Source organism: Halobacillus litoralis (assembly GCF_020171725.1).
GTDB classification, from domain to species: Bacteria; Bacillota; Bacilli; order Bacillales; family Halobacillaceae; genus Halobacillus; species Halobacillus litoralis_F.
This window is the reverse complement of the sequence record NZ_JAIVAJ010000004.1, coordinates 53,408-72,146: the sequence shown is the minus strand read 5'-3', so window position 1 is coordinate 72,146 and position 18,739 is coordinate 53,408. Positions and strand designations below refer to the sequence as shown.

At 48.6% G+C, this 18,739-nt stretch carries 21 protein-coding genes and 1 riboswitch; of the genes, 6 read left to right on the top strand and 15 right to left on the bottom strand.

Annotated features, from left to right (window positions below):
* Nucleotides 1–57 precede the first annotated feature (57 nt).
* Nucleotides 58–2,874, bottom strand: a complete 2,817-nt coding sequence (locus tag LCM20_RS08955; protein WP_225195109.1) for a UPF0182 family protein — start codon at nt 2,872–2,874, stop codon at nt 58–60.
* A gap of 294 nt (nt 2,875–3,168) precedes the next feature.
* Here LCM20_RS08955 and LCM20_RS08950 point away from each other — a divergent pair, with 294 nt between their 5' ends.
* Nucleotides 3,169–4,665 carry a potassium/proton antiporter gene (locus tag LCM20_RS08950; RefSeq protein WP_225195108.1) on the top strand — a complete coding sequence of 499 codons (1,497 nt, stop codon included), beginning with the start codon at nt 3,169–3,171 and terminating at the stop codon, nt 4,663–4,665.
* 413 nt (nt 4,666–5,078) lie between these two features.
* Here the strand turns inward: LCM20_RS08950 and LCM20_RS08945 are convergent, their stop codons facing one another.
* The gene (locus tag LCM20_RS08945; protein WP_225195107.1) at nt 5,079–6,371 is read right to left on the bottom strand and encodes an NCS2 family permease; all 1,293 of its coding nucleotides are present in this window, start codon (nt 6,369–6,371) and stop codon (nt 5,079–5,081) included.
* 71 nt (nt 6,372–6,442) lie between these two features.
* Nucleotides 6,443–6,543: riboswitch (purine riboswitch) on the bottom strand.
* Nucleotides 6,544–6,730: 187 nt separating this feature from the next.
* The gene (locus tag LCM20_RS08940) at nt 6,731–7,363 is read right to left on the bottom strand and encodes a hypothetical protein (RefSeq protein WP_225195106.1); all 633 of its coding nucleotides are present in this window, start codon (nt 7,361–7,363) and stop codon (nt 6,731–6,733) included.
* A gap of 150 nt (nt 7,364–7,513) precedes the next feature.
* Between LCM20_RS08940 and LCM20_RS08935 the strand changes: the two genes are divergently transcribed.
* Together LCM20_RS08935 and LCM20_RS08930 are read left to right on the top strand one after the other, a co-directional pair.
* Nucleotides 7,514–8,497 carry a glutathione S-transferase family protein gene (locus tag LCM20_RS08935; RefSeq protein WP_225195320.1) on the top strand — a complete coding sequence of 328 codons (984 nt, stop codon included), beginning with the start codon at nt 7,514–7,516 and terminating at the stop codon, nt 8,495–8,497.
* Nucleotides 8,498–8,511: 14 nt separating this feature from the next.
* Nucleotides 8,512–9,012, top strand: coding sequence for a GNAT family N-acetyltransferase (locus LCM20_RS08930; RefSeq protein ID WP_225195105.1), 501 nt, complete (start codon nt 8,512–8,514; stop codon nt 9,010–9,012).
* Nucleotides 9,013–9,073: 61 nt separating this feature from the next.
* Here the strand turns inward: LCM20_RS08930 and LCM20_RS08925 are convergent, their stop codons facing one another.
* From LCM20_RS08925 to LCM20_RS08895, 7 genes are all read right to left on the bottom strand, one after another.
* Entirely contained in the window at nt 9,074–10,423 is a 1,350-nt protein-coding gene (locus LCM20_RS08925; RefSeq protein WP_225195104.1) for a DUF4179 domain-containing protein, read from the bottom strand.
* Complete coding sequence (locus tag LCM20_RS08920; RefSeq protein WP_225195103.1) at nt 10,407–10,937, bottom strand: RNA polymerase sigma factor; 531 nt, start codon at nt 10,935–10,937, stop codon at nt 10,407–10,409. The genes LCM20_RS08925 and LCM20_RS08920 overlap by 17 nt, the downstream gene beginning before the upstream one ends.
* Before the next feature lie 108 nt (nt 10,938–11,045).
* A complete protein-coding gene (locus LCM20_RS08915) occupies nt 11,046–11,441 on the bottom strand; it encodes a VOC family protein (RefSeq protein ID WP_225195102.1) in 396 nt (131 codons plus the stop codon).
* Nucleotides 11,442–11,460: 19 nt separating this feature from the next.
* Nucleotides 11,461–11,778 carry a hypothetical protein gene (locus LCM20_RS08910; RefSeq protein ID WP_225195101.1) on the bottom strand — a complete coding sequence of 106 codons (318 nt, stop codon included), beginning with the start codon at nt 11,776–11,778 and terminating at the stop codon, nt 11,461–11,463.
* Between the two features lie 26 nt (nt 11,779–11,804).
* Nucleotides 11,805–11,990, bottom strand: coding sequence for a hypothetical protein (locus tag LCM20_RS08905; protein WP_225195100.1), 186 nt, complete (start codon nt 11,988–11,990; stop codon nt 11,805–11,807).
* Between the two features lie 9 nt (nt 11,991–11,999).
* A complete protein-coding gene (locus LCM20_RS08900) occupies nt 12,000–12,164 on the bottom strand; it encodes a hypothetical protein (RefSeq protein WP_225195323.1) in 165 nt (54 codons plus the stop codon).
* Nucleotides 12,165–12,620: 456 nt separating this feature from the next.
* Nucleotides 12,621–13,286 (bottom strand): hypothetical protein, encoded by a 666-nt coding sequence (locus LCM20_RS08895; protein ID WP_225195099.1) that lies wholly within the window; start codon nt 13,284–13,286, stop codon nt 12,621–12,623.
* 80 nt (nt 13,287–13,366) lie between these two features.
* On the opposite strand from LCM20_RS08895, the gene LCM20_RS08890 reads away from it, so the two are divergent.
* The 3 genes from LCM20_RS08890 (at nt 13,367) to LCM20_RS20060 (ending at nt 14,798) form a co-directional block, all read left to right on the top strand.
* On the top strand, nt 13,367–14,008 hold the full coding sequence (locus tag LCM20_RS08890) for a DUF4085 family protein (RefSeq protein WP_225195098.1): 642 nt from the start codon (nt 13,367–13,369) through the stop codon (nt 14,006–14,008).
* Nucleotides 14,009–14,039: 31 nt separating this feature from the next.
* Nucleotides 14,040–14,552 (top strand): cysteine hydrolase family protein, encoded by a 513-nt coding sequence (locus LCM20_RS08885; RefSeq protein WP_225195097.1) that lies wholly within the window; start codon nt 14,040–14,042, stop codon nt 14,550–14,552.
* Between the two features lie 117 nt (nt 14,553–14,669).
* On the top strand, nt 14,670–14,798 hold the full coding sequence (locus LCM20_RS20060) for a hypothetical protein (protein ID WP_263622022.1): 129 nt from the start codon (nt 14,670–14,672) through the stop codon (nt 14,796–14,798).
* 104 nt (nt 14,799–14,902) lie between these two features.
* Here the strand turns inward: LCM20_RS20060 and LCM20_RS08880 are convergent, their stop codons facing one another.
* The 5 genes from LCM20_RS08880 to LCM20_RS08860 form a co-directional block, all read right to left on the bottom strand.
* Complete coding sequence (locus LCM20_RS08880) at nt 14,903–16,141, bottom strand: hypothetical protein (protein ID WP_225195096.1); 1,239 nt, start codon at nt 16,139–16,141, stop codon at nt 14,903–14,905.
* 184 nt (nt 16,142–16,325) lie between these two features.
* Nucleotides 16,326–16,757 carry an NUDIX hydrolase gene (locus LCM20_RS08875; protein ID WP_225195095.1) on the bottom strand — a complete coding sequence of 144 codons (432 nt, stop codon included), beginning with the start codon at nt 16,755–16,757 and terminating at the stop codon, nt 16,326–16,328.
* A gap of 18 nt (nt 16,758–16,775) precedes the next feature.
* Complete coding sequence (locus LCM20_RS08870; protein WP_225195094.1) at nt 16,776–17,234, bottom strand: NUDIX hydrolase; 459 nt, start codon at nt 17,232–17,234, stop codon at nt 16,776–16,778.
* Between the two features lie 19 nt (nt 17,235–17,253).
* A complete protein-coding gene (locus tag LCM20_RS08865) occupies nt 17,254–17,697 on the bottom strand; it encodes a hypothetical protein (RefSeq protein WP_225195093.1) in 444 nt (147 codons plus the stop codon).
* A 314-nt stretch (nt 17,698–18,011) separates the two neighbouring features.
* Complete coding sequence (locus tag LCM20_RS08860; protein WP_225195092.1) at nt 18,012–18,632, bottom strand: hypothetical protein; 621 nt, start codon at nt 18,630–18,632, stop codon at nt 18,012–18,014.
* Nucleotides 18,633–18,739 lie beyond the last annotated feature (107 nt).

Here is an 18,739-nt window from a genome sequence, read left to right as displayed (position 1 = left end):
TTCCTTTTTTATAAAAAAAAAGCACCTGACCCCCTCAAGGATCAGGTACTCTCTCATTTATTCTCCCCCACTCTCAGCCTCTGCGTTTTCCGCATCAGGTTGAGCAGGTTCAGCTGGCTGCTGCTCCAGCACTTGTGAGTCTTGTAACGTCGTTTGGATTTCTTCCATAATACGACCGGCTTCCTGGTAGTTGCCTTCTGCCATCTGCTGTTCATACTGCTCAAACAGATCAGCAAGCTGCTGAAGCACTTGACTCGATTCCACTACTTCTCCGCCGGTATCCGGTGTCTCTTCCACACCGTCATCTGTCGGTGCTTCTGTTTCCGCTTCCGGATCGATACGGGACAAGAGGACTTCAAGCGCGCGGTCGAAGGTCGGCTCCATCACAATCTGGTTCTGATAGGCGACGATGACCTGCTTCACTTCAGGCAGTGACGTCGCGTTCGAGGACTTGATGTAGATCGGTTCTACATAAAGGACGGTATCCTCGATCGGCATCACGAGCAGGTTTCCTCGAATGACTTCGGATCCACCCTGTGACCAGAGGTTCAACTGCTGGGAAATGGTGCTGTCCTGGTTGATCCGGTTCTCGATCTGCTGTGGTCCGTAGACGGTTTCCTGCTTCGGAAATTCGTAGACGACCATATCGCCGTAATTCTCTCCGTCGTTTCGAACGCCCATCCAGGCGATCATGTTTTGACGGTTACGCGGCGTGAACGGCGTCATCAGAACGAATTCCTCTTCCTCCGCTTCCGGAAGGCGCATCGTCACGTAGTACGGCTCCATCGTGATGTCTTCGTTGAAGTATTTTTCCGTCGGGATTTCCCAGTAGTCCTCACGGTTGTAGAACACTTCAAGGTTCGTCATATGATACGTCTGATACATCTGGGATTGGACTTTGAACAGGTCGATCGGATAACGGAAGTGACTTCTCACATCATCCGGAATCTCCGCTGTAAATAAGTCCGGGAACATGTTTTGATACGTCTGCATCAACGGCTCATCCGGCTCTGCTGCGTAGAACGTCGTCTCCCCTGTGTAAGCGTCGACGGTGACTTTGACAGCGTTTCGGATGTAGCTGGTATTGCCGGAGTACGGCTCAGAGTATGGATAGTTCTCCTCCGTCACATACGCATCAATCATCCATGCCATCGTTCCATCATCGCGGACGAAAATGTACGGATCTTCATCATACGTCAGGAACGGCGCAATCCGCTGGACACGATCCATAATGTTACGTGTCTGCAAGAGCTGACTGTCTCCTGTCACTTGATCAGATACGAACATTCGGAACGACGCTTCATCCAGTGCGAATAGGACGCGGTTCAAGCCGGAAAGCTTAATCCCTGTGTCCGCCTCGAAACGGTTGGATACGTTCTCATCACCTGAAGGGTAGTCGAACTCCTCGACGCCACTGTCGACGATGACCGAATTATAGTCTTCTTCCCCGAAATACACCTGCGGACGGCTGATCTCAAGCTGTCCTTGTGGCGGAAGGTTCTGCACCATATATTCCGGCTGCCCCTGCGGCGTGATTTCGTGAACATTACTCATCGCAACACCATATCCGTGCGTGTAACGAAGATTCTGGTTCACCCACGTCTGCGCCTGAGACGGCAGGTCAGACGTATTCAGTTCACGTGCTCCAAGAAACACTTGCGTATATTCTCCGTCAATCATATAACGGTCGATATCGATATCATTGAACTCATAATACGTACGGAACGTCTGAAGCTGGTTGTAGACATCCAGAATCGGACGACTGTCGTTGATCCGGACGTTGTCGAACGTTCCACTGTTTCGCTCGACCATCGCCTGGTTCAGCGTGTCAGCTCCCGGGTGCTGGTCTTCCGTAATATCTTCCAATCCATAAGCCACCCTCGTCATGTTGAGGTTTTCCTCTAAGTAAGGACGCTCACGCGAGAATTCACTCGGCGACACGACGAAGTTCTGTACAATCATAGAAGCTCCCTGCGCAAGGATTCCGACTGCAATATACAGTACGATCGGCGCAATCATGCCTTTCCAGTTGCCTCGGAACAACGAAACGATGATCCAGATCGTCCCGAAAAGCGCGACACCCGCCATCACATACGATGCCGGATTGTTAATGACCGCATCCGTATAACTCAACCCGTGCACGACACTATCCTGGAACGCATTCACCTGATTCGTCAAAAGCGAATGGAACGGCTCAAGAACGTGCTGCGCGGCAAGCAGGACACCGATGATCGCAAGCGTCACACCCATATGAACCTGCGCACCGCGGCTCTTGCTGTACATGCTGTAAACGGAATAGAATGCGACTTCCATCACGAAGAAAAAGATCGCAAGACCCACAACGATCGACAGGGCCATTTCAATGAACGGAAGCACGAACATGTAGAACGACACGTCGCGTCCGAAGTGCGGATCCGTAACGCCGAACGGTTCATAGTTCAAGAACTTCAGCCACGGCTCCCAGCCTACTCCCTGAACGAGAGCACTCCCGATCAGACCTGCGAACAGGGCGATCGCAAGCAGCATCAGGCGGCTCTGCTTTTTATTATGGATGAATCCCGGCAGCTGTTCAGCTGAGAAGTATCCGACATAAACGGACCTGATCCACCCGAACATGATATAGGTGAACACCGAGAACAAAATGAATCCGACGCCTCCGAGCATCAGCTTACTTGTCAGAATCGTCATGAAGGATTCCTGGAACCCGACAGACCCCATCCAAATGTAATCAATAAACCAGCCGAAGGATATCGAAACTAAAATAAGTAATACGATCAAAATCATGGCGAACTTGCCAAACCATCCACCGAACTTTTTCCACTTCCGCTTCTGCGCAGAAGAAAAACCGGTGACATTGTTGAATTGATTATCCAACCCTACCTCCCCCTTCTTGTTTCTTCCTTAGTTACGTTTCTACATCGTCATTTGTTTCAAATATTTTATATTACCATAATTATACAACGCAGTCACGCATGTCTCTTAAGTCTATTTTGTTTTTCTCCTGTGAACTTTGTTGTAAAATTAATAAAGATGCTCCTTGTGAAATAAGCTACATAACAAAGAAACACCCAACATCCGCCTCCATTCATTATAGCACCCAAGCAACTCTAATAGCTGAATCTTCATGATACCGACACAATTTATGATAAAAAGGGGAACGACTACCTCATGTTTTTTGATTCGTTCGGAACCGATTCGATTCTACTACTTACTGCACTGCTCTTTTTCAGCGGCATATTCGCCGCTACTTTCTCAAACCGATGGGGACTCCCATCATTGATTCTCTTCATGCTGCTCGGCATGCTCGTCGGAAGTGACGGGCTCGGCATCATCTATTTCGACAACGCCGGAACCGCGCAGATCATCGGCGTGTTCGCACTCGTGATCATCCTGTTCGAAGGAGGACTCCATACGAAATGGGGGACAGTCCGCTCTGTTGCGTGGCCTTCGCTTTCCCTGGCCACCATCGGCGTATTCATCACCTCCATACTCGTTGGTGCTGCCGCCTATTGGCTGTTGGAGCTGAGCCTACTCGAAGGACTCCTGCTCGGCGCGATTGTCGGCTCAACAGATGCGGCTGCCGTATTCGCCGCATTAAAAGAACGAAACATCAAAGCGAAGATGGGAGCGACGCTCGAGGCCGAGTCCGGGACGAACGATCCGATGGCCATCTTCCTGACGCTTTCGTTCATCGACTTGATCATGATGCCGGACAAGTCGATCTGGACCCTCATTCCGATGTTCTTTCTGCAGATGGGACTCGGCGTACTTCTCGGCATCCTGTTCGGAAGGCTCGCCTCCTTCTCGATCAACCGGATCAAGCTCGGGTCAAGCGCGCTGTACCCGATCATGTCCGTCGCCTTCGCTCTCTTGATCTACGGGGTGACCGCCTTTGTCGGGGGAAGTGGCTTCCTTGCCGTCTACATCGCGGCGCTCGTCATCGGAAACCGCGAGCTCACCTACCGTTATTCGATTTTCCAGTTCAACGAAGGATTCGCCTGGATGGCTCAAATCCTGATGTTCATCATCTTAGGACTGCTCGTATTTCCTGAGCAATTATTTTCAGCCGATGTCGTCATCGACGGCGTGATTCTCTCTGCCCTGCTCATTCTCGTCGCAAGGCCGGCCGCCGTCTTCCTGTCGCTCATCAACATGAACTATACCGTTAAAGAAAAAATATTCATCTCATGGGCCGGGCTCCGCGGCGCCGTGCCGATCGTACTCGCTACGTTTCCTGTCGTCAACGGACTTGAAAACAACCAAACCGTATTCAACATCGTCTTCTTCATCGTGCTAACATCCGCCCTCGTCCAAGGGTCGACCATTTCTGTCGTCGCGAAAAAATTGAAGCTGATCGGACCGAAAAAAGATATTCCCCACCATTCGGTCGAACTGATCTCGATGGGCAAAACCGCCGCCGAAATGATCCAGTTCCAGACGAACGGGGAATCAGAAGTCGTCGGCAAGCGCCTGAAGGAAATCTCCCTCCCCAACAAGGCCAACGTGACCGCCGTCATCCGGGACGACCAAGTCATTACGCCGTACGGAGAGACGAAAATCAAAGCAGGTGATTTTCTTTATATACTTGTAGAATCGAAATATAAAGATCAGCTGACGAAAGAACTGGAACGAAAGCAGAAAAAAGAGGCTGTCGAATCGAAATGATCCGACAGCCTCTTTTGTCTCTAAAAAAAATCATCTGTTCTGGACAGGTGGACCACTTCTCAACGCCCCTCTGTCCCAATTGAATTTTATTGGAACTTTCCACTCTATTATCTGGTCCGTCTCAGTCCCATTAGACCTTTATTGGGACAGGCAACTCTGCTTCACAAGCACACCTTGTCCCATTAAAAACTTATCGGGACTGGCAGCTCTACTATCCAGGCGGTGACTGTCCCATTAAAGGTTTATTAGGACTACCAGCTCTGCCATCCAGGCGGCTACTGTCCCATTAAAGGTTTATTCGGACTAGCAGCTCTACCATCCAGGCGCCAACTGTCCCATTAAAGATTTATTGAGACAATCACCTCTACTCCAAAGCCACTCCCTGTCCCAATCAAAGACCAACAGCCTTCAGATTACAAAAGAACGAAATAAAGCATAAACAGACCGCCGAGTGTGTACATGATCGGGTGGACCTGCTTCCACTCTTTTTTCGCAATCATCGCAAACGGATATAAGATGAAGCCAAGCGCAATTCCGGTTGCGACACTGAACGTGAGCGGCATCATAATGACGGTGACGAAAGCCGGTACGACGATTTCGAAACGGCTCCAGTCGATTTCCTTCACTTCCGTCGCCATCAAAGCGCCGACGATGATCAGCGCTGGTGCCGTCACGGCCGGTGTGATGACGCCGAGCACCGGTGAGAAGAACAAGGCGACAAAGAAACAAGCGGAAATGACGACGCTCGTAAATCCTGTACGTCCTCCTACAGCAACGCCGGCTGAAGACTCGACGAACGAAGCGGTCGTCGACGTTCCGAAGATCGCACCAAGCACGCCTGAAGATGAATCCGCAAGCAGTGCACGACCGGCGTTCGGAATTTTGTTGTCCTTCATAATCCCGGCCTGACTCGCTACAGCAATCAAAGCCCCTGCCGTATCAAAGAATGCGACAAATAAGAAGGTGAAAATAACAGCTAGAATCTCCCAAGTGAAAATATCACCAAGATGCTGGAACACGACGCCGAACGTCGGTTCAAGGCTCGGAACCTGTCCGACAATGGAATTCGGTACATCGACCAAGCCGACGATCATTCCGAGAATACTGGTCAACACAATGCCGTAAAAAATCCCTCCACGTACACCGCGGATCAGCATCATCAAAGTAAGGACAAACCCGAACGCTGCCAGTGCGGTATTTGGCGAAGTCAAATTACCAATCGACACGAACGTCTCTTCATTTTTCACAACGAACCCGGCATTCTGAAGCCCGATAAACGCAATGAAAAAGCCGATTCCTCCAGCGATCGCATGCTTCAGATCCTTCGGTATGACGTTGATGATTTTTTCACGGATCTTAAACAGGCTCAATATAACGAAGATGATTCCCGCAATGAACACACCCGTCAGCGCGATCTGCCATTCGATACCCATTCCGATCACAACCGAGAAGGTGAAGAACGAGTTCAGTCCCATACTCGGCGCTATGCCGACAGGGAAGTTCGCAAGCAGGCCGATCAACAGCGAACCGACAATCGCCGATAGAGCCGTTGCGGTGAAGAGCGCTCCCTTATCGATACCGGCCTGGCTTAAAATGATCGGGTTGACGACTAATATATAGGCCATCGAAAGAAACGTCGTAATGCCGGCAAGCGTTTCTTTTCTAAAATTGGTTTCACGCTCTGTGAAGTTGAAGAACTCTCTCATGTTGCTGCCTCCTAGAATACAAAAAAGCACCGGCAGACTACCGGTGCTTGCACATAGGGAAAGAAAGAAATGAATTTCATACAATCCCTTGTAGACTAGCTATTTCCGGTAGCTGGTAGATACGTTCAGGCCTTATTCCTGAGCTTATACAAGGTGTTTCTGTTATAAATTATAGGAAGAATCGTATCAGTCATACGCCCAATGGGTCAATGGCTTTGACGAATGTTCGGGAATTCTGAATTTTTGCGTGGAACATCGGGGACGGTTCTCCTGTTTCAAAAAGTGGAACATTGGGGACGGTTCTCCCGTTCCAATAAGGAAGATTCCCCCACAAAAAAACAGAGCCTCAACGGCCCTGCTTACACGTCCGCCACCACAGCTCGTAACGCTTCCTCGGAAAACTCATCCTTCACACCGGGGACTTCCATAAAGTACGCCACAATCTCATCATCACTCAGCCCGACGCCTTTTTTCAAACCACCGATGATCGTGCTCAAATACTCGACCGACGGCTTCTTCACTTCATCCGGCGCAATCGGATAAGGACTCGTGAACGTGAAGACCGGATAACCGTCCTCATCGCCGAGATAGAGAATGTTGCCATACCACGATTCCTGGACTTTCTCCGATCCTTTTTCCATAACCTCTTCAAAGTCCATCTCGAACTCATCGAGCCCGTTCTCCTGCGCCACCACATCGAGGAACTGCTCCCTCGTGATCAAGTACATATTGCTGTACGTTTCATAAGAGTCATCCTCTTCACCAGCAATAAACCCGACGCCTCCCCCGTTCCAGCGCGCCGCTTCTTTGGCAAAATAAAGCTGGTGATTCATCACAAACGGCTTCTCATTCCGCGGAAGCGTCGCATCACGACAGCCCCGCTCCGTATCATTGGACAACTCCGGCTTCCCGCCCCGGATATAACATAGAAAACGATCAACATTGATATTCGACCCAAAACTCGCGTACCATACCAGATTCTGCTCCTTCATAAGCCACGCTCCTCACAAATAGATTCTGAATCGAAGTGTAATACACACCAGCCCGCTTCGCAAAGAATCCACCCCATCATTTTGTTTGACTTCGAGATAATATCATGCGATAAACAAGGTAGCCACATTATTCCAAGCTGAAAAGAGGGTATTCAATTGTCTGATAAACCGAAAGAAATCAGCCAGGACGGATCGTTCAAGCGACAGACGAACCGATTCACAACACCTTTTGGAAAAAAAGAAGAGCACCTGCCTGTGGAAGCGGGACGATACCGACTTCTCTGGTCCCCCGCCTGTCCGTGGGCGCATCGTGCCGTCATCGTGCGGAAGGTACTGGGCCTTGAAGATGCGATCAGCCTCGGGTCGACGAGTCCGATGCGTCCGAACATCGACCGCGTCGACTGGGAGTTCTCATTAGATGAAAAGAATCTCGATCCCGAGCTCGGCATCCAGTACGTCAGCGAAGTCTACTATAAAGCCGATCCCGATTACAGCGGCCGCCCGACGGTACCCGTCATGGTCGATACGACGACCAACAAAGCCGTCAACAACGATTATTTCAACCTGACCAACTACTATGAAGTGGAATGGTCCGATCACCATAAAGACAATGCGCCCGACCTCTATCCAGAAGAGCTCCGCGAGGAAATCGACGAATGGAGCGACGCCATTTTCCACGACATCAACAACGGCGTATACAAATGCGGATTCGCCCATTCTCAGGAAGCTTATGAAGCGGCGTTTGACACCTTGTTTGCCCGCCTCGATGAACTGGAAGAGCGATTGTCCAATCAGCGTTTCATGCACGGTGACTTCATCACAGACACCGACGTCCGCCTGTACACGACGCTTGCGAGGTTCGACGCCGCTTACTACAACGGCTTCAACACGAACCGCAACCTGATCCGCGAAATGCCGAACCTATGGGGCTATGCCCGCGACCTCTATCAGACAGAAGGATTCGGTGACACGACGGACTTTGATTCGATCAAGCGTCACTACCACGTGTCGATCACGATCAACCCGGATAAAGCAGAGACGAATATTTTGCCAAAAGGTCCAGACCTTGCGCCGTGGGAAGAATCTCACGACCGTGAACGTCTGAGCTCAAGCACCGATAAGTTTCGCAGATAAGGAGAGGAAAACAGATGCAGATTCGAGAAGCCACCCAGGAAGAACTTCCTTTCATCCGAAAGCAGCGCGTGGAAGCCTACAGCGACCACGCCGCTTCCCTTCCGGATGAGCACTGGCAGGCGTTGAAAAAAGCCATTTCATCAGAAGCCGACCAGCAGCCCGGCGTCGAGCTGTACGTCGCAGAGCTTGACGGAAACATCGTAGGAAGCGTCGCCCTTTTCCCCGCCAAAACGGATGCCTACGAAGGCTACGTCGACGCCGTCGCCTACCCGGAACTCCGCGTGCTCGCCGTAAGCAGTGAAGCCCGCGGCAAAGGCGTCGGCCAAGCGCTGGTCCAAACCTGCATCGACCGCGCCAAAGCCCAAGGCTACGATGCCATCGGCCTTCACACAGGCGAATTTATGGAGCAAGCAATGGCGCTTTACGAAAAGCACGGCTTCAAACGCCAGCCCGAACACGATTTCGAACCCGCCAATGACGGGATTATTGTGAAGGCGTTTAAGAAGGAGCTGTAGAAGAATACAAACAAGCGCCTGACCTCTGCGGTCAGGCGCTTGTTTCATCGTGGTTCTTTTATTATTTCACTCGAACTTTGATATCCCCTTCAATGTAGCTTGGATACTGACTCACTTGGAACGTCAATGGCGATTCATACGTATTGTCATCCAAGTAAAACTGATAAACAGACTCTGTGTTTTCTGAGCCCGCCGATGCTGCCTGACTTCCGCTAAAGAATGTCTCCCCAGTCGCATCCTGATACTCACCGCTCAATACGTAAAACACCTCCTGCTCCATTCCGCTCGTATCCACACCAAAGTTCAATGCGACAGCACCCTTTTCACCATCCCCGATGGATTCAGTCTGGATATCGCGTAATGAAAGCCGATCATCCGGTGCTTCCAACAGCTTCTCATTGTCCAGATCTACTTTGACCGTCGTATTCCCCTTGTCTAATGCCATCAATTTCTCCGCAACAATATACAATTTCTCATTATCCTTGAAATAATCACTCGTAAAGCTGATGGTTCTTTTATTTCCATCACTAATGGATCTCGAATAAGTTCCGACTTCTTCTCCATGCTCGTTCTCCAACCGAATAGAATCCATATGAAAAATCTCTTTCGTATTGTCCTCGTTGACCTCCAGGTAGAGCACCTGACTCGTCGGATAGGAAATAAATTTTTCAAAATAAATCTCCTGCCCTTCGATCGCAGCTGACTGTTTGATCTCATATACTTCACTCGCTTGGATTTTATCTTGATCGATGGCGAACGTCACCTCGTAAGGATCATCCAGTTTCTTTCCGTTAAGAATACCTTCTCTGACATGCTCTTCCAGCGCAAAGCGAAGCGTCATCTCATTCGTGAACTCCTGATCTTGATTGAAAGTGAAGTCCAACCTTGCTGAACCCTTCCCGTTTTCTAATGTGAGTGGGCTGCTGCCAAGACCGTACCCCTCCAACTTTTCACCCTCGCTGTTCGTCAGCGTCACACCGTCTAACCCAAGAGCTTCAATATCTCCCTGAACCTCTACCGAATAAAATAAAATCAACCTCCGCTGATCCGCAATCAAATGATCGATCGTAAACGTCACATCATTCTCCGTATCACTCTCATCAATCACCTGCACATACTTATTGTCCACCGCGTCCTTCAAGCCCGGGTCATATTCAACGAGCTCCACAAGCTTCTTCACTCCAGGAATGTTGCTTGCGGCAGGACCGAAGCTCGGGATGAAATTCACGGACAAAACGAACAGGATCAAAAGCGCGGCTGCAGACAATCCGCTGTTTTTCACTAGATCCCACCGCCTCCTCTGCCGTTTTCCCCGCTCCATTCCGAGATGGATTTGCTGATCGAGTCCTTTTGGCAGCGGCTGATTGCTGGTCTGCTTCAATTCTTGTTCTACGTCATGCTTTGTAGTCATGCGCATTCACCCCTCCCCGTTTCATGTAAGCCCTTAGTTCCTTCAAAGCGCGGTTCAGATAGGTCTTCACCGTGCCGACTGGCATTCCGAGACTTTCCGAAATCTCCGTCACCGTCAAATCCTGCTGATACTTCATGATGACGATCGTCTGATATTTCTTGCTCAACGACTGGACCGCCTGAGATAAAACAAGCGACCCCGAAGGATCAAACGACTCAGACAGCCCCTCAAGCACTTGCTCATCTTGGGAGAACCGCTTATTTTTCTTGATTTCGTTCAGGCAGTAATTGATTGTGATCCGCGTCAACCACGCCTTGATCGCTGAAATTTTTCTAACTTTATGTACGTTCTTATAGGCTCGAAACGTCACTTCCTGAACCGCTTCGCGCGCCAGGTCCTCATTTTTAAAATAAGTGAGCGCCGTATAATACACCGTCCCTTTATGCTCCTGCATCATCGAAAGGAACGCGGACTCCTCCCGCTTCTTCACTTTTTTAAACGTCTGCTGGTCCAAACTACCACCTCCATCAACCCTTTCTATATATAATGACAATCGAACCCGCCGAACGGTTTCAAAAAAATATACCTGAGCTCCACCCGCAGGCAGAACTCAGGTATAAAGTTAAGGCGCCACGACCTCCACCTTCATCCGGTCCGGATCCTCAAAATAAACCGCATAATAATCCGGACCACTCGCAAATGGATGCTGGTCTTCATATAAAATGTTGATGCCCTTTTCCCGAAGCATCTCGGTGAGTTCATCTACCCGTTCCCTTGAAGACGCGTGGAAAGCTAAATGGTTCAGCCCCGGCCGGCACCGGTGGTAAGGAACATCCAAATACTTCTCCTCCGCCTGGACGAAAACCAAATACGTTTCCCCAAGCTTGAAGCTCTGCCCCTGATCCCACTTTTGAAAAGATTCATAGCCTAACTCTTTCAGAAACCACTCCCAAAATGAACAAGATTTTTCTAAATCAGATACATAGATTTCAACATGGTGCAGTAAACCTTCTGCCATCATCATTCTCCTTTCAAAATTAAACGAGATAAACGACCAGCCATACCACGAAGAGACCCGCCCACATAAACGTTCTTTTCTTCCGCAGTCCGTTTCTATTCGTCACCAGAAAATAACCACACCCGATAACGAACATCCAGAGTCCGATATCCCTCGATCGATCAAAGCCTAATATAGAACCCCCTATAATATAGAAGACAATCCCCAAAGGAAGCAGCGCCTCCATGATCAAATGGAGTGGTCTCTTTTTCTGCTTATCCGTCAATCTCCTGTAATCAACGACGGCCGCTATGGATAGAGTGGTGACTAAAATGATTGCTAGAACAATAGGTATCACAGATTCGATTGGCCGATCCCTCCTTCCTATAGGATTTGAATGTTGAACAGACGCAGTGTCCAGACAATCACGACTGAAAGAATGGAGGTGAAAAGCGCGAACCGGACATCCGTCCACGTCCACAGCTTACCTTCCTTGTCTAATGCGTTATGTAAAAAAGCAACGACTGAAAATACAGAGAAAAAGAAGATCAAATCTTTTAGAACTTCCATAGACTCCTCCTATTCTAGCTCTCTTTTGAAATAAAACAGCGTTCCGTTCACACCCGTCATCTCCCAGCCTTGTTCGCCCAAAGCATTCAACTTTTCTTCAAAGTCTTCCAACCGAACTTGATTCTGCTTCAAGGAAACCTGAATATCCTCGACTTTATATTCAAATCGTTTCACATTCATCACCTCCCCTTCTATTGGGACTCCTGCTCTCCTTTCACAGGGCGGCCTGTCCCGATTTTTCTTTATTGAGACAAGCTGGCTCCGCATCACTAAGCTCGCTGTCCCGATTCTTTCTTATTGAGACAAGCTGGCTCCGCTTCACTAAGCTGGCTGTCCCGATTCTCTCTTATTGGGACATGCTGACTCCGCTCCACTAGGTTCGTTGTCTCAATTCTCTCTTATTGGGACAAGCTGACTCCGCTCCACTAGGTTCGTTGTCTCAATTCTCTCTTATTGGGACAAGCTGACTCCGCTCCACTAGGCTGACTGTCCTGATTCTCAATTATTGAGACTCACCGGCTCCTCTCATAAAGCTGGCTGTCCCAATCCTCCTCAAAATCAAATCGGTGGCTCGACCCCTCCGCCATCTTTGAAGGTCGTGCTGTCACGGTCTACTTCATAGCGGAGGTACTACTTCCCACTGTCGTAATCATCGGACCATTCTTCGGTAAAGGTCACGAGGTAGGTTTCTTCGCCGAGCTTTTCGACCGATGTCGTCCGCTCAAAGACCAAGCCCTCCTCTTCGCCAGTTTCTGTTCCGATATGATTAGGGAAGTCTGCGGTCCGCGTGCCTTGACCGGACGTGGCTCGTTCCACGGCATCTTCTGCTTCGAATGCTGGCTCAGGTGGGGATGCCAGCTCCAGTCCAGCAACAGAGACCAGAATAAGGACGAGTGGAACCGCACAGATTACCGCGACCATCTTCCGCTTCATTTTTCTCAAAAAGATCAAACGGTCAATAGCGGCATAGACGACAGCGAACAGAAATGCGATCAACCCGAAGGACCATGAATCGACTACCAGCACGCTGAGTGCTCCGAACAGGCCATGGATAAGGATGAAAACCAGCGATGGTAATGTTCTCACTCGGTGGTGGAGAAGTTCGATGAGTCCTGATGCGAGGGTTCCGTATAAGAACACAACGGCACCTATGTAAAGGGAGAGTCCGAACGTCCATGTCAGTAAGGATTCTCCAGAAACATTACCGTCGAAATCGTACACAAACCAAGCTCCTATGAGACTACCGATCAACGTCACAAAAAAAGCGGCAGCTCCTTTTCTGATAAGAAAGTCCATGTTTCACCTCAGCCTATTACTCTATTATACAATTACATCATCCTTCCAATATTGTACAATATCAGTAGAGGTGGTCAAAGATGTGGAATATCTCACAACAAGCCAAAGATGATTTTTTAATAAAAGTGATGCTTCCGATACCGGAATCAAGTGAAGAGTGGGAGGAACTTTTAGAGGAGGACGACGATGCTTTAAACAGCTTGCGGGATGAGTTGAAGGAAGGAAAGCCTCTTCTCAAACAAACGCTGCCTGAGAGGTTCCATCCCTACCTTGAGGAAGGATCGCTCGTCGAACCGAGTTTACCAGATTCCGTGAGGGAGGATTACCTTTCGTTTCAGAGAGACGCAGAGAACGAGTTCAACGAAGTCCTCCAAGCGGCCGAGGAACAGACAGAGAAAGCGCTGCCCTTTTTATCCGAAAAAGCCCGTGACGTATTCTCGGACAGTCTTCATGATGCGGTCATTGAAGAGGTTAACTACGAAACGGACGCCCTTCACATGGTTTTGAATATGGAGTCTGGATTTTCAGAAAAAAATACCATCACGCTCTCGTTTCTAGGCATCCAATCCCAGCAGGCTGCGCAACCACTCCAAGTGGGACAGTGGCTGCTGTACCACGAACTGCAGAAAACGGAGGACGGATTCGCCTTTCGCGGGCTTTTTGACTGCCCTGAAGTGGAATGGACGGTCACCATAAAAGGTTTGGAAGCAAGCTACACTTGAGAAAAAAACCGCTCGAACTTAGGAGCGTATTATGAAAAAAGCACTGATGATTGTCGACGTTCAGAACTACATGTTCCAAGAAGCCGTACATAACGGAGAACAGCTTCTTGAGAACCTGAAAAGCCTGATTACCCGGGCACGAAGCACGAATACCCCGATTTTCTATATCCAGCATAACGCACCAGCCGGGGCCCCGTTGGAACGTGGCACGGAAAACTGGGAGATTCACGCGGATATCGCGCCCACCGATCAAGACACCATCATCGAGAAGCACACACCCGACGCCTTTTTCGAAACGCCGCTGGATGACGAATTGAAAAAACAAGGCGTAGAACACATTATCCTCACCGGCATCCAGACCGAAATCTGCGTCGATACGACCTGCCGCAGAGCCTTCAGCATGGATTACAAGGTGACGCTCGCTGTCGATACGCACGGCACATGGGATTCACACAATCTCACGGCTAAGCAGATCATCCAGCATCACAACGACGCACTAAGGTGGTTTGCGGATACGGTCCTTGCCGAAGAAATCGCCTTTTAAAAACGGTGGGGACGGTTCTCTTGTTCCAATATGTTATGATTTGACATATACATAGCCCTATTTCAAATCGAAAGGAGCCTATCTATCATCTTTTTTATAATCATTTTACTGCTGGTCATGGTCTTCTATCTATCGAAGCAGATCGATCAGAACAACAAACTCATTGAACTGAATGAAGAGCTGCTCGTTGAACTGAAACATCAGAAAAGGGATGCTGATGAAAAAGAAGAAGCACGCGAACCTTGAACGGGATCGCGTGCTTCATTTTTATATTGGACAAGATACGTCCCTGTCGTTCCAATCACTATGAAACACGAGAACCGTCCCTCTTGTCTCACCTCTCATACTAGCTAGAGCGAAATCACTTCTCCTGTATGAGCATCCACACAGAGCTTACAGTCCAACAGCGCACACAGCTTATAAATCCCCGTCTTCTGATCCAGCACATACCTCGGCAGCAGCTCGAAGTGGTCTTTCAGTCGGTCGAAGGCCTGCTCTTTCGTGTATTGCGGCTCGAGGGCAGGAGTAAATTCTTTCGTTATTTCCTGAAAAACAGCTGAATCTAAGTAGTTGAGCACATCCTCCCCGTCCTCGGAGAGCATCACCTTCAGCTTTCCTTCGAACAAACCAGTCCCCTCGCTGTTCTGTTTCAGAAGAGCCATCAAATGTCCGTGCTCCCGTTCCAGTGTTTTCAACGTCCACTTCCCACTGTCCTCAGGATACTCGGTGCGAAGAAAACGTAATACCGCTGCCTCTGCCTGGGCGGCTTGTTCTGACGTAATCGGCTCCAGTCCAGGGTGCGACTCTCTTTTTTCCGCCTGCTCCATCGTCACTTCTTCAGAAAGGTTGAGCCCTGTTCCCTCAAACGGTTCACCAGGCGACGGTGTATAAGTCATCACCTTCTCTATCCCCGCTTTCAAGTTTTCCAAAGGGAATGGGATCGTCATTTTGCCGTCATTCGTGATATAAATCTCTTCTATGGCAAAAACAGAGACGTTGCGTTTTTCTTCTACAATGGGGTAATCGATTTGTTTAAGCTGTTTCATGACGATTTCCTTAACGTCCTCGAGCTTTAAGGTAAACCTCTCTTCTTCAACCTGCTCAGGCGTAGTCAAAAGTCCGAACTGTGAAAAGAAAAGGAGCCTTCCTTCCGAATCAAGACGAACCCTGATGTCTGCCCCTGGGGTCGTCGAAATACCATCTACCACGTTCATAAAACGGTATTCTCCGTCATCTCCTCTGCGAAGTTCCGTAGCGGAAAGCGATATGCCCAATTCTCTTTCCACCCAGCTTCTCACTTCCTGCTCATTTTGAAGCTTTATAGAATCTGCATAAAGCACCCCACCGACAGCTATGAATGAGAGCAACTCTCCTGTATGGGCATCCACCTCAATCGATGCCGTACCATCAGGATTATTGTCCTCATCGATATGCTCAATCCCTGACGGAAACCACTCCATCGTATATGTAAATTGTGTCAGCTGATCGGTCGTTATTCTTCTGAAAAAATGAGACCTACCCAGCGTATAATCAGTCAATCCGAATTTTTCTTTCACATCCATTTGCCATTTCTCTATTTTCTCTTTCACAACGGCACCTCTTCTTTCTCCCCCAGATTGGATATTCTGCTTTCTATTCTTCTATCGGAAGTATGGTATATTATGTATAATAACTGAAATATTTCGATTCGTGAAATAAATGGAGGTGCCGCTATGATTAGAGAGGAAGAACAAATGAATCGCACCCTGAAAGTTAAAAACCACCGTTCACATACTAGAATCCATAACTCAGAAAACGCTCGCCCCTCCTATACGAACCAATCGCCTCTTTCACATAACCGATCATCGGATCCGGCAGAGCATCCAACGCATGCCAGCTCAGCTCTGAACATTTATGCGGCTCCATGTTTTGTATAGCTCCGCTCCATTTTTCTACAACGGCAAAATAGTCAATCCGCTCTTCTTCAGACTTCCGGTGCATCACACTTGTCAGCTCCACGTCCTCAAGCCCTATCTCCACACCCGCTTCTTCGCGCGCCTCGCGCTGAGCCGCTTCCCGGACTTCTTCATCGCCATCCAAGTGACCCGCCACCACACTGTATTTTCCGTCCTCATATCCGGTATTCGACCTTTTCAATAAAAGGATCTGATCTTCCTGCACAAAAAAGATATGTATCGCAACCGGCATCGCAAATCTCGTACTCATAGTATCACCTCATCATTTTTATAAAACTCTTCGAAAACCTTTGACCAGCATTTTTAACAGGGAGAGCTTCCACGGAGACACCTCGAGCGTCTCCTTTACAAACCCACCCTCTAAAGCGTCTTTAATCTGTTTCTTACGATGAGGAATCATAAGAATAGGAAGCCTGTCAGGTGAGAACCATTCCACTTTTTCCGTTTCCGGTCCATCTGAGATTGCTTGTCCCCCGACAATTCCGGCTTTGAAAACGTGCTGCCGGTCATCGTCTTGAGGAAGATTATATTCACCCGTTTTATGCAAAATGGAAATGAGGTACCCTGTCTCTTCCTCCGTTTCCCGAATCGCACACTCTTCCAATGACTCTCCTTCTTCCCATGTTCCACCCGGCAGATCCCAGACAGGATAGTCTTTTCGTTTCACAAGCAGGACCTGCCCCTTCTCATTCAGAACGACGGCAAAACATCCACAACTTCCACTCACGCTATCCTTCCTTTCACGTTTACCCGGCACGTTGCAGCATAATATAGTTCTTCGTTTTCATCATTTTCACATCATTTACATCACCAAAAGCCTCAAGCAGGTCATAGGCATGATGCACTTTGAACACCACAAAGCGGACCTTTCTGCCTCCTTCCCGATAAACCGTAGCCGCTTTCTCATTCATCCCTGATCGGAAAAATTTGATACTGGAGATGTCCTCAGCTTTGATCTCTTTTTCAAATAACGTCTTTTTCAAAAAAGAGATACGATAATAGAGCGAATGCGCCTGGATCTCGCAGGAAAAGCGAACCAGCGAAATCATCACCGTCCCGATCAAGACGCCAGCGATGACGGCCACTTGCAAAGCCAGTGAAGCCTCGCCCCATCCAAAGGTAATGAAAAGAAATGGACCTAAGATCGAAGCCACCAAATACAGCCGCTTCGGATGAATCGTGTACAGCACAAACCTTCCTCCTTTTTATCGACCTTTTCTTCACCTACTGGACTCATCATGTAGATAAAAACTAGATCATCGACGTTTCTTCCCTCTTAATCTCTCAAAACGTCGATTATATGAATATATACGACCTTTCACACGACTCTAGAGCTCAGAACGTCGATAAAAACCATATTATCGACGTTTCGAACTTCTCAACCTCTCAAAACGTCGATTATATCAATATATTCGACCTTTCAACCGACTCCAGAGCTCAGAACGTCGATTAAACTCCCACAACCCAGAAACAGGAAAACCCATTTCCTTACATACGCATTTCATCACCAGTCCGTTTCACTTTTTCCCTCATCAAAAGAATCCGTTATAAGCACAAGCTGCTCCACGGCATCCCTATATTCATAGAAAGCAACACTGAAATCATAAAGGTTTTCTTTTCGATAAGGCTCGATTTCTGAGAACTGCTTGGAGAGAGCGTACAGATGCTCACGGAGCCGGTCGTCCTCCACCAGCTTACCGGCCTGCCTCACCTGAATGTAGCTTTGAGCAATTTTTTCAGCGAGCTCGGAGTTTTCATCTTCTTGAAGCTTTTGCAGTTGAAGGTCCGTCGGAGAAAATAAAGATGCGAGTTGATCTTGGGTAGGAAATACGATTTCTCGTTCTGCGTTCATCGAAACTCTAGCCTCTAACAAAAGCGCGGCAGCATAGGACTTCTTTTCTTCAGACGGAACTAAATCGAGATCAATCGCCGCCGACTTCCGGTTCGCAAATAGTCCTTCTTTTGGCTTGATTCCCGAAAAATAATCGTCATAAAAGGTAAGCGGATCGACTTCACCAGAAGCAGTCTCCTCCTCTTCAACAGGTGGGGTGTCCTCTGGTGACGTCCATAGAAATGCGACAAGTAAAACCAGCAGTGCGATGATAGATAAGTAGATTTTATGCACCCGAGTCCTCCTTCGATGGAATGGAAATATATACAACAAAGATAACATATTTTGCTCTCTCCAACAGAAAAGCGGAAACCCTGACACAGGATTTCCGCTCGCACCAC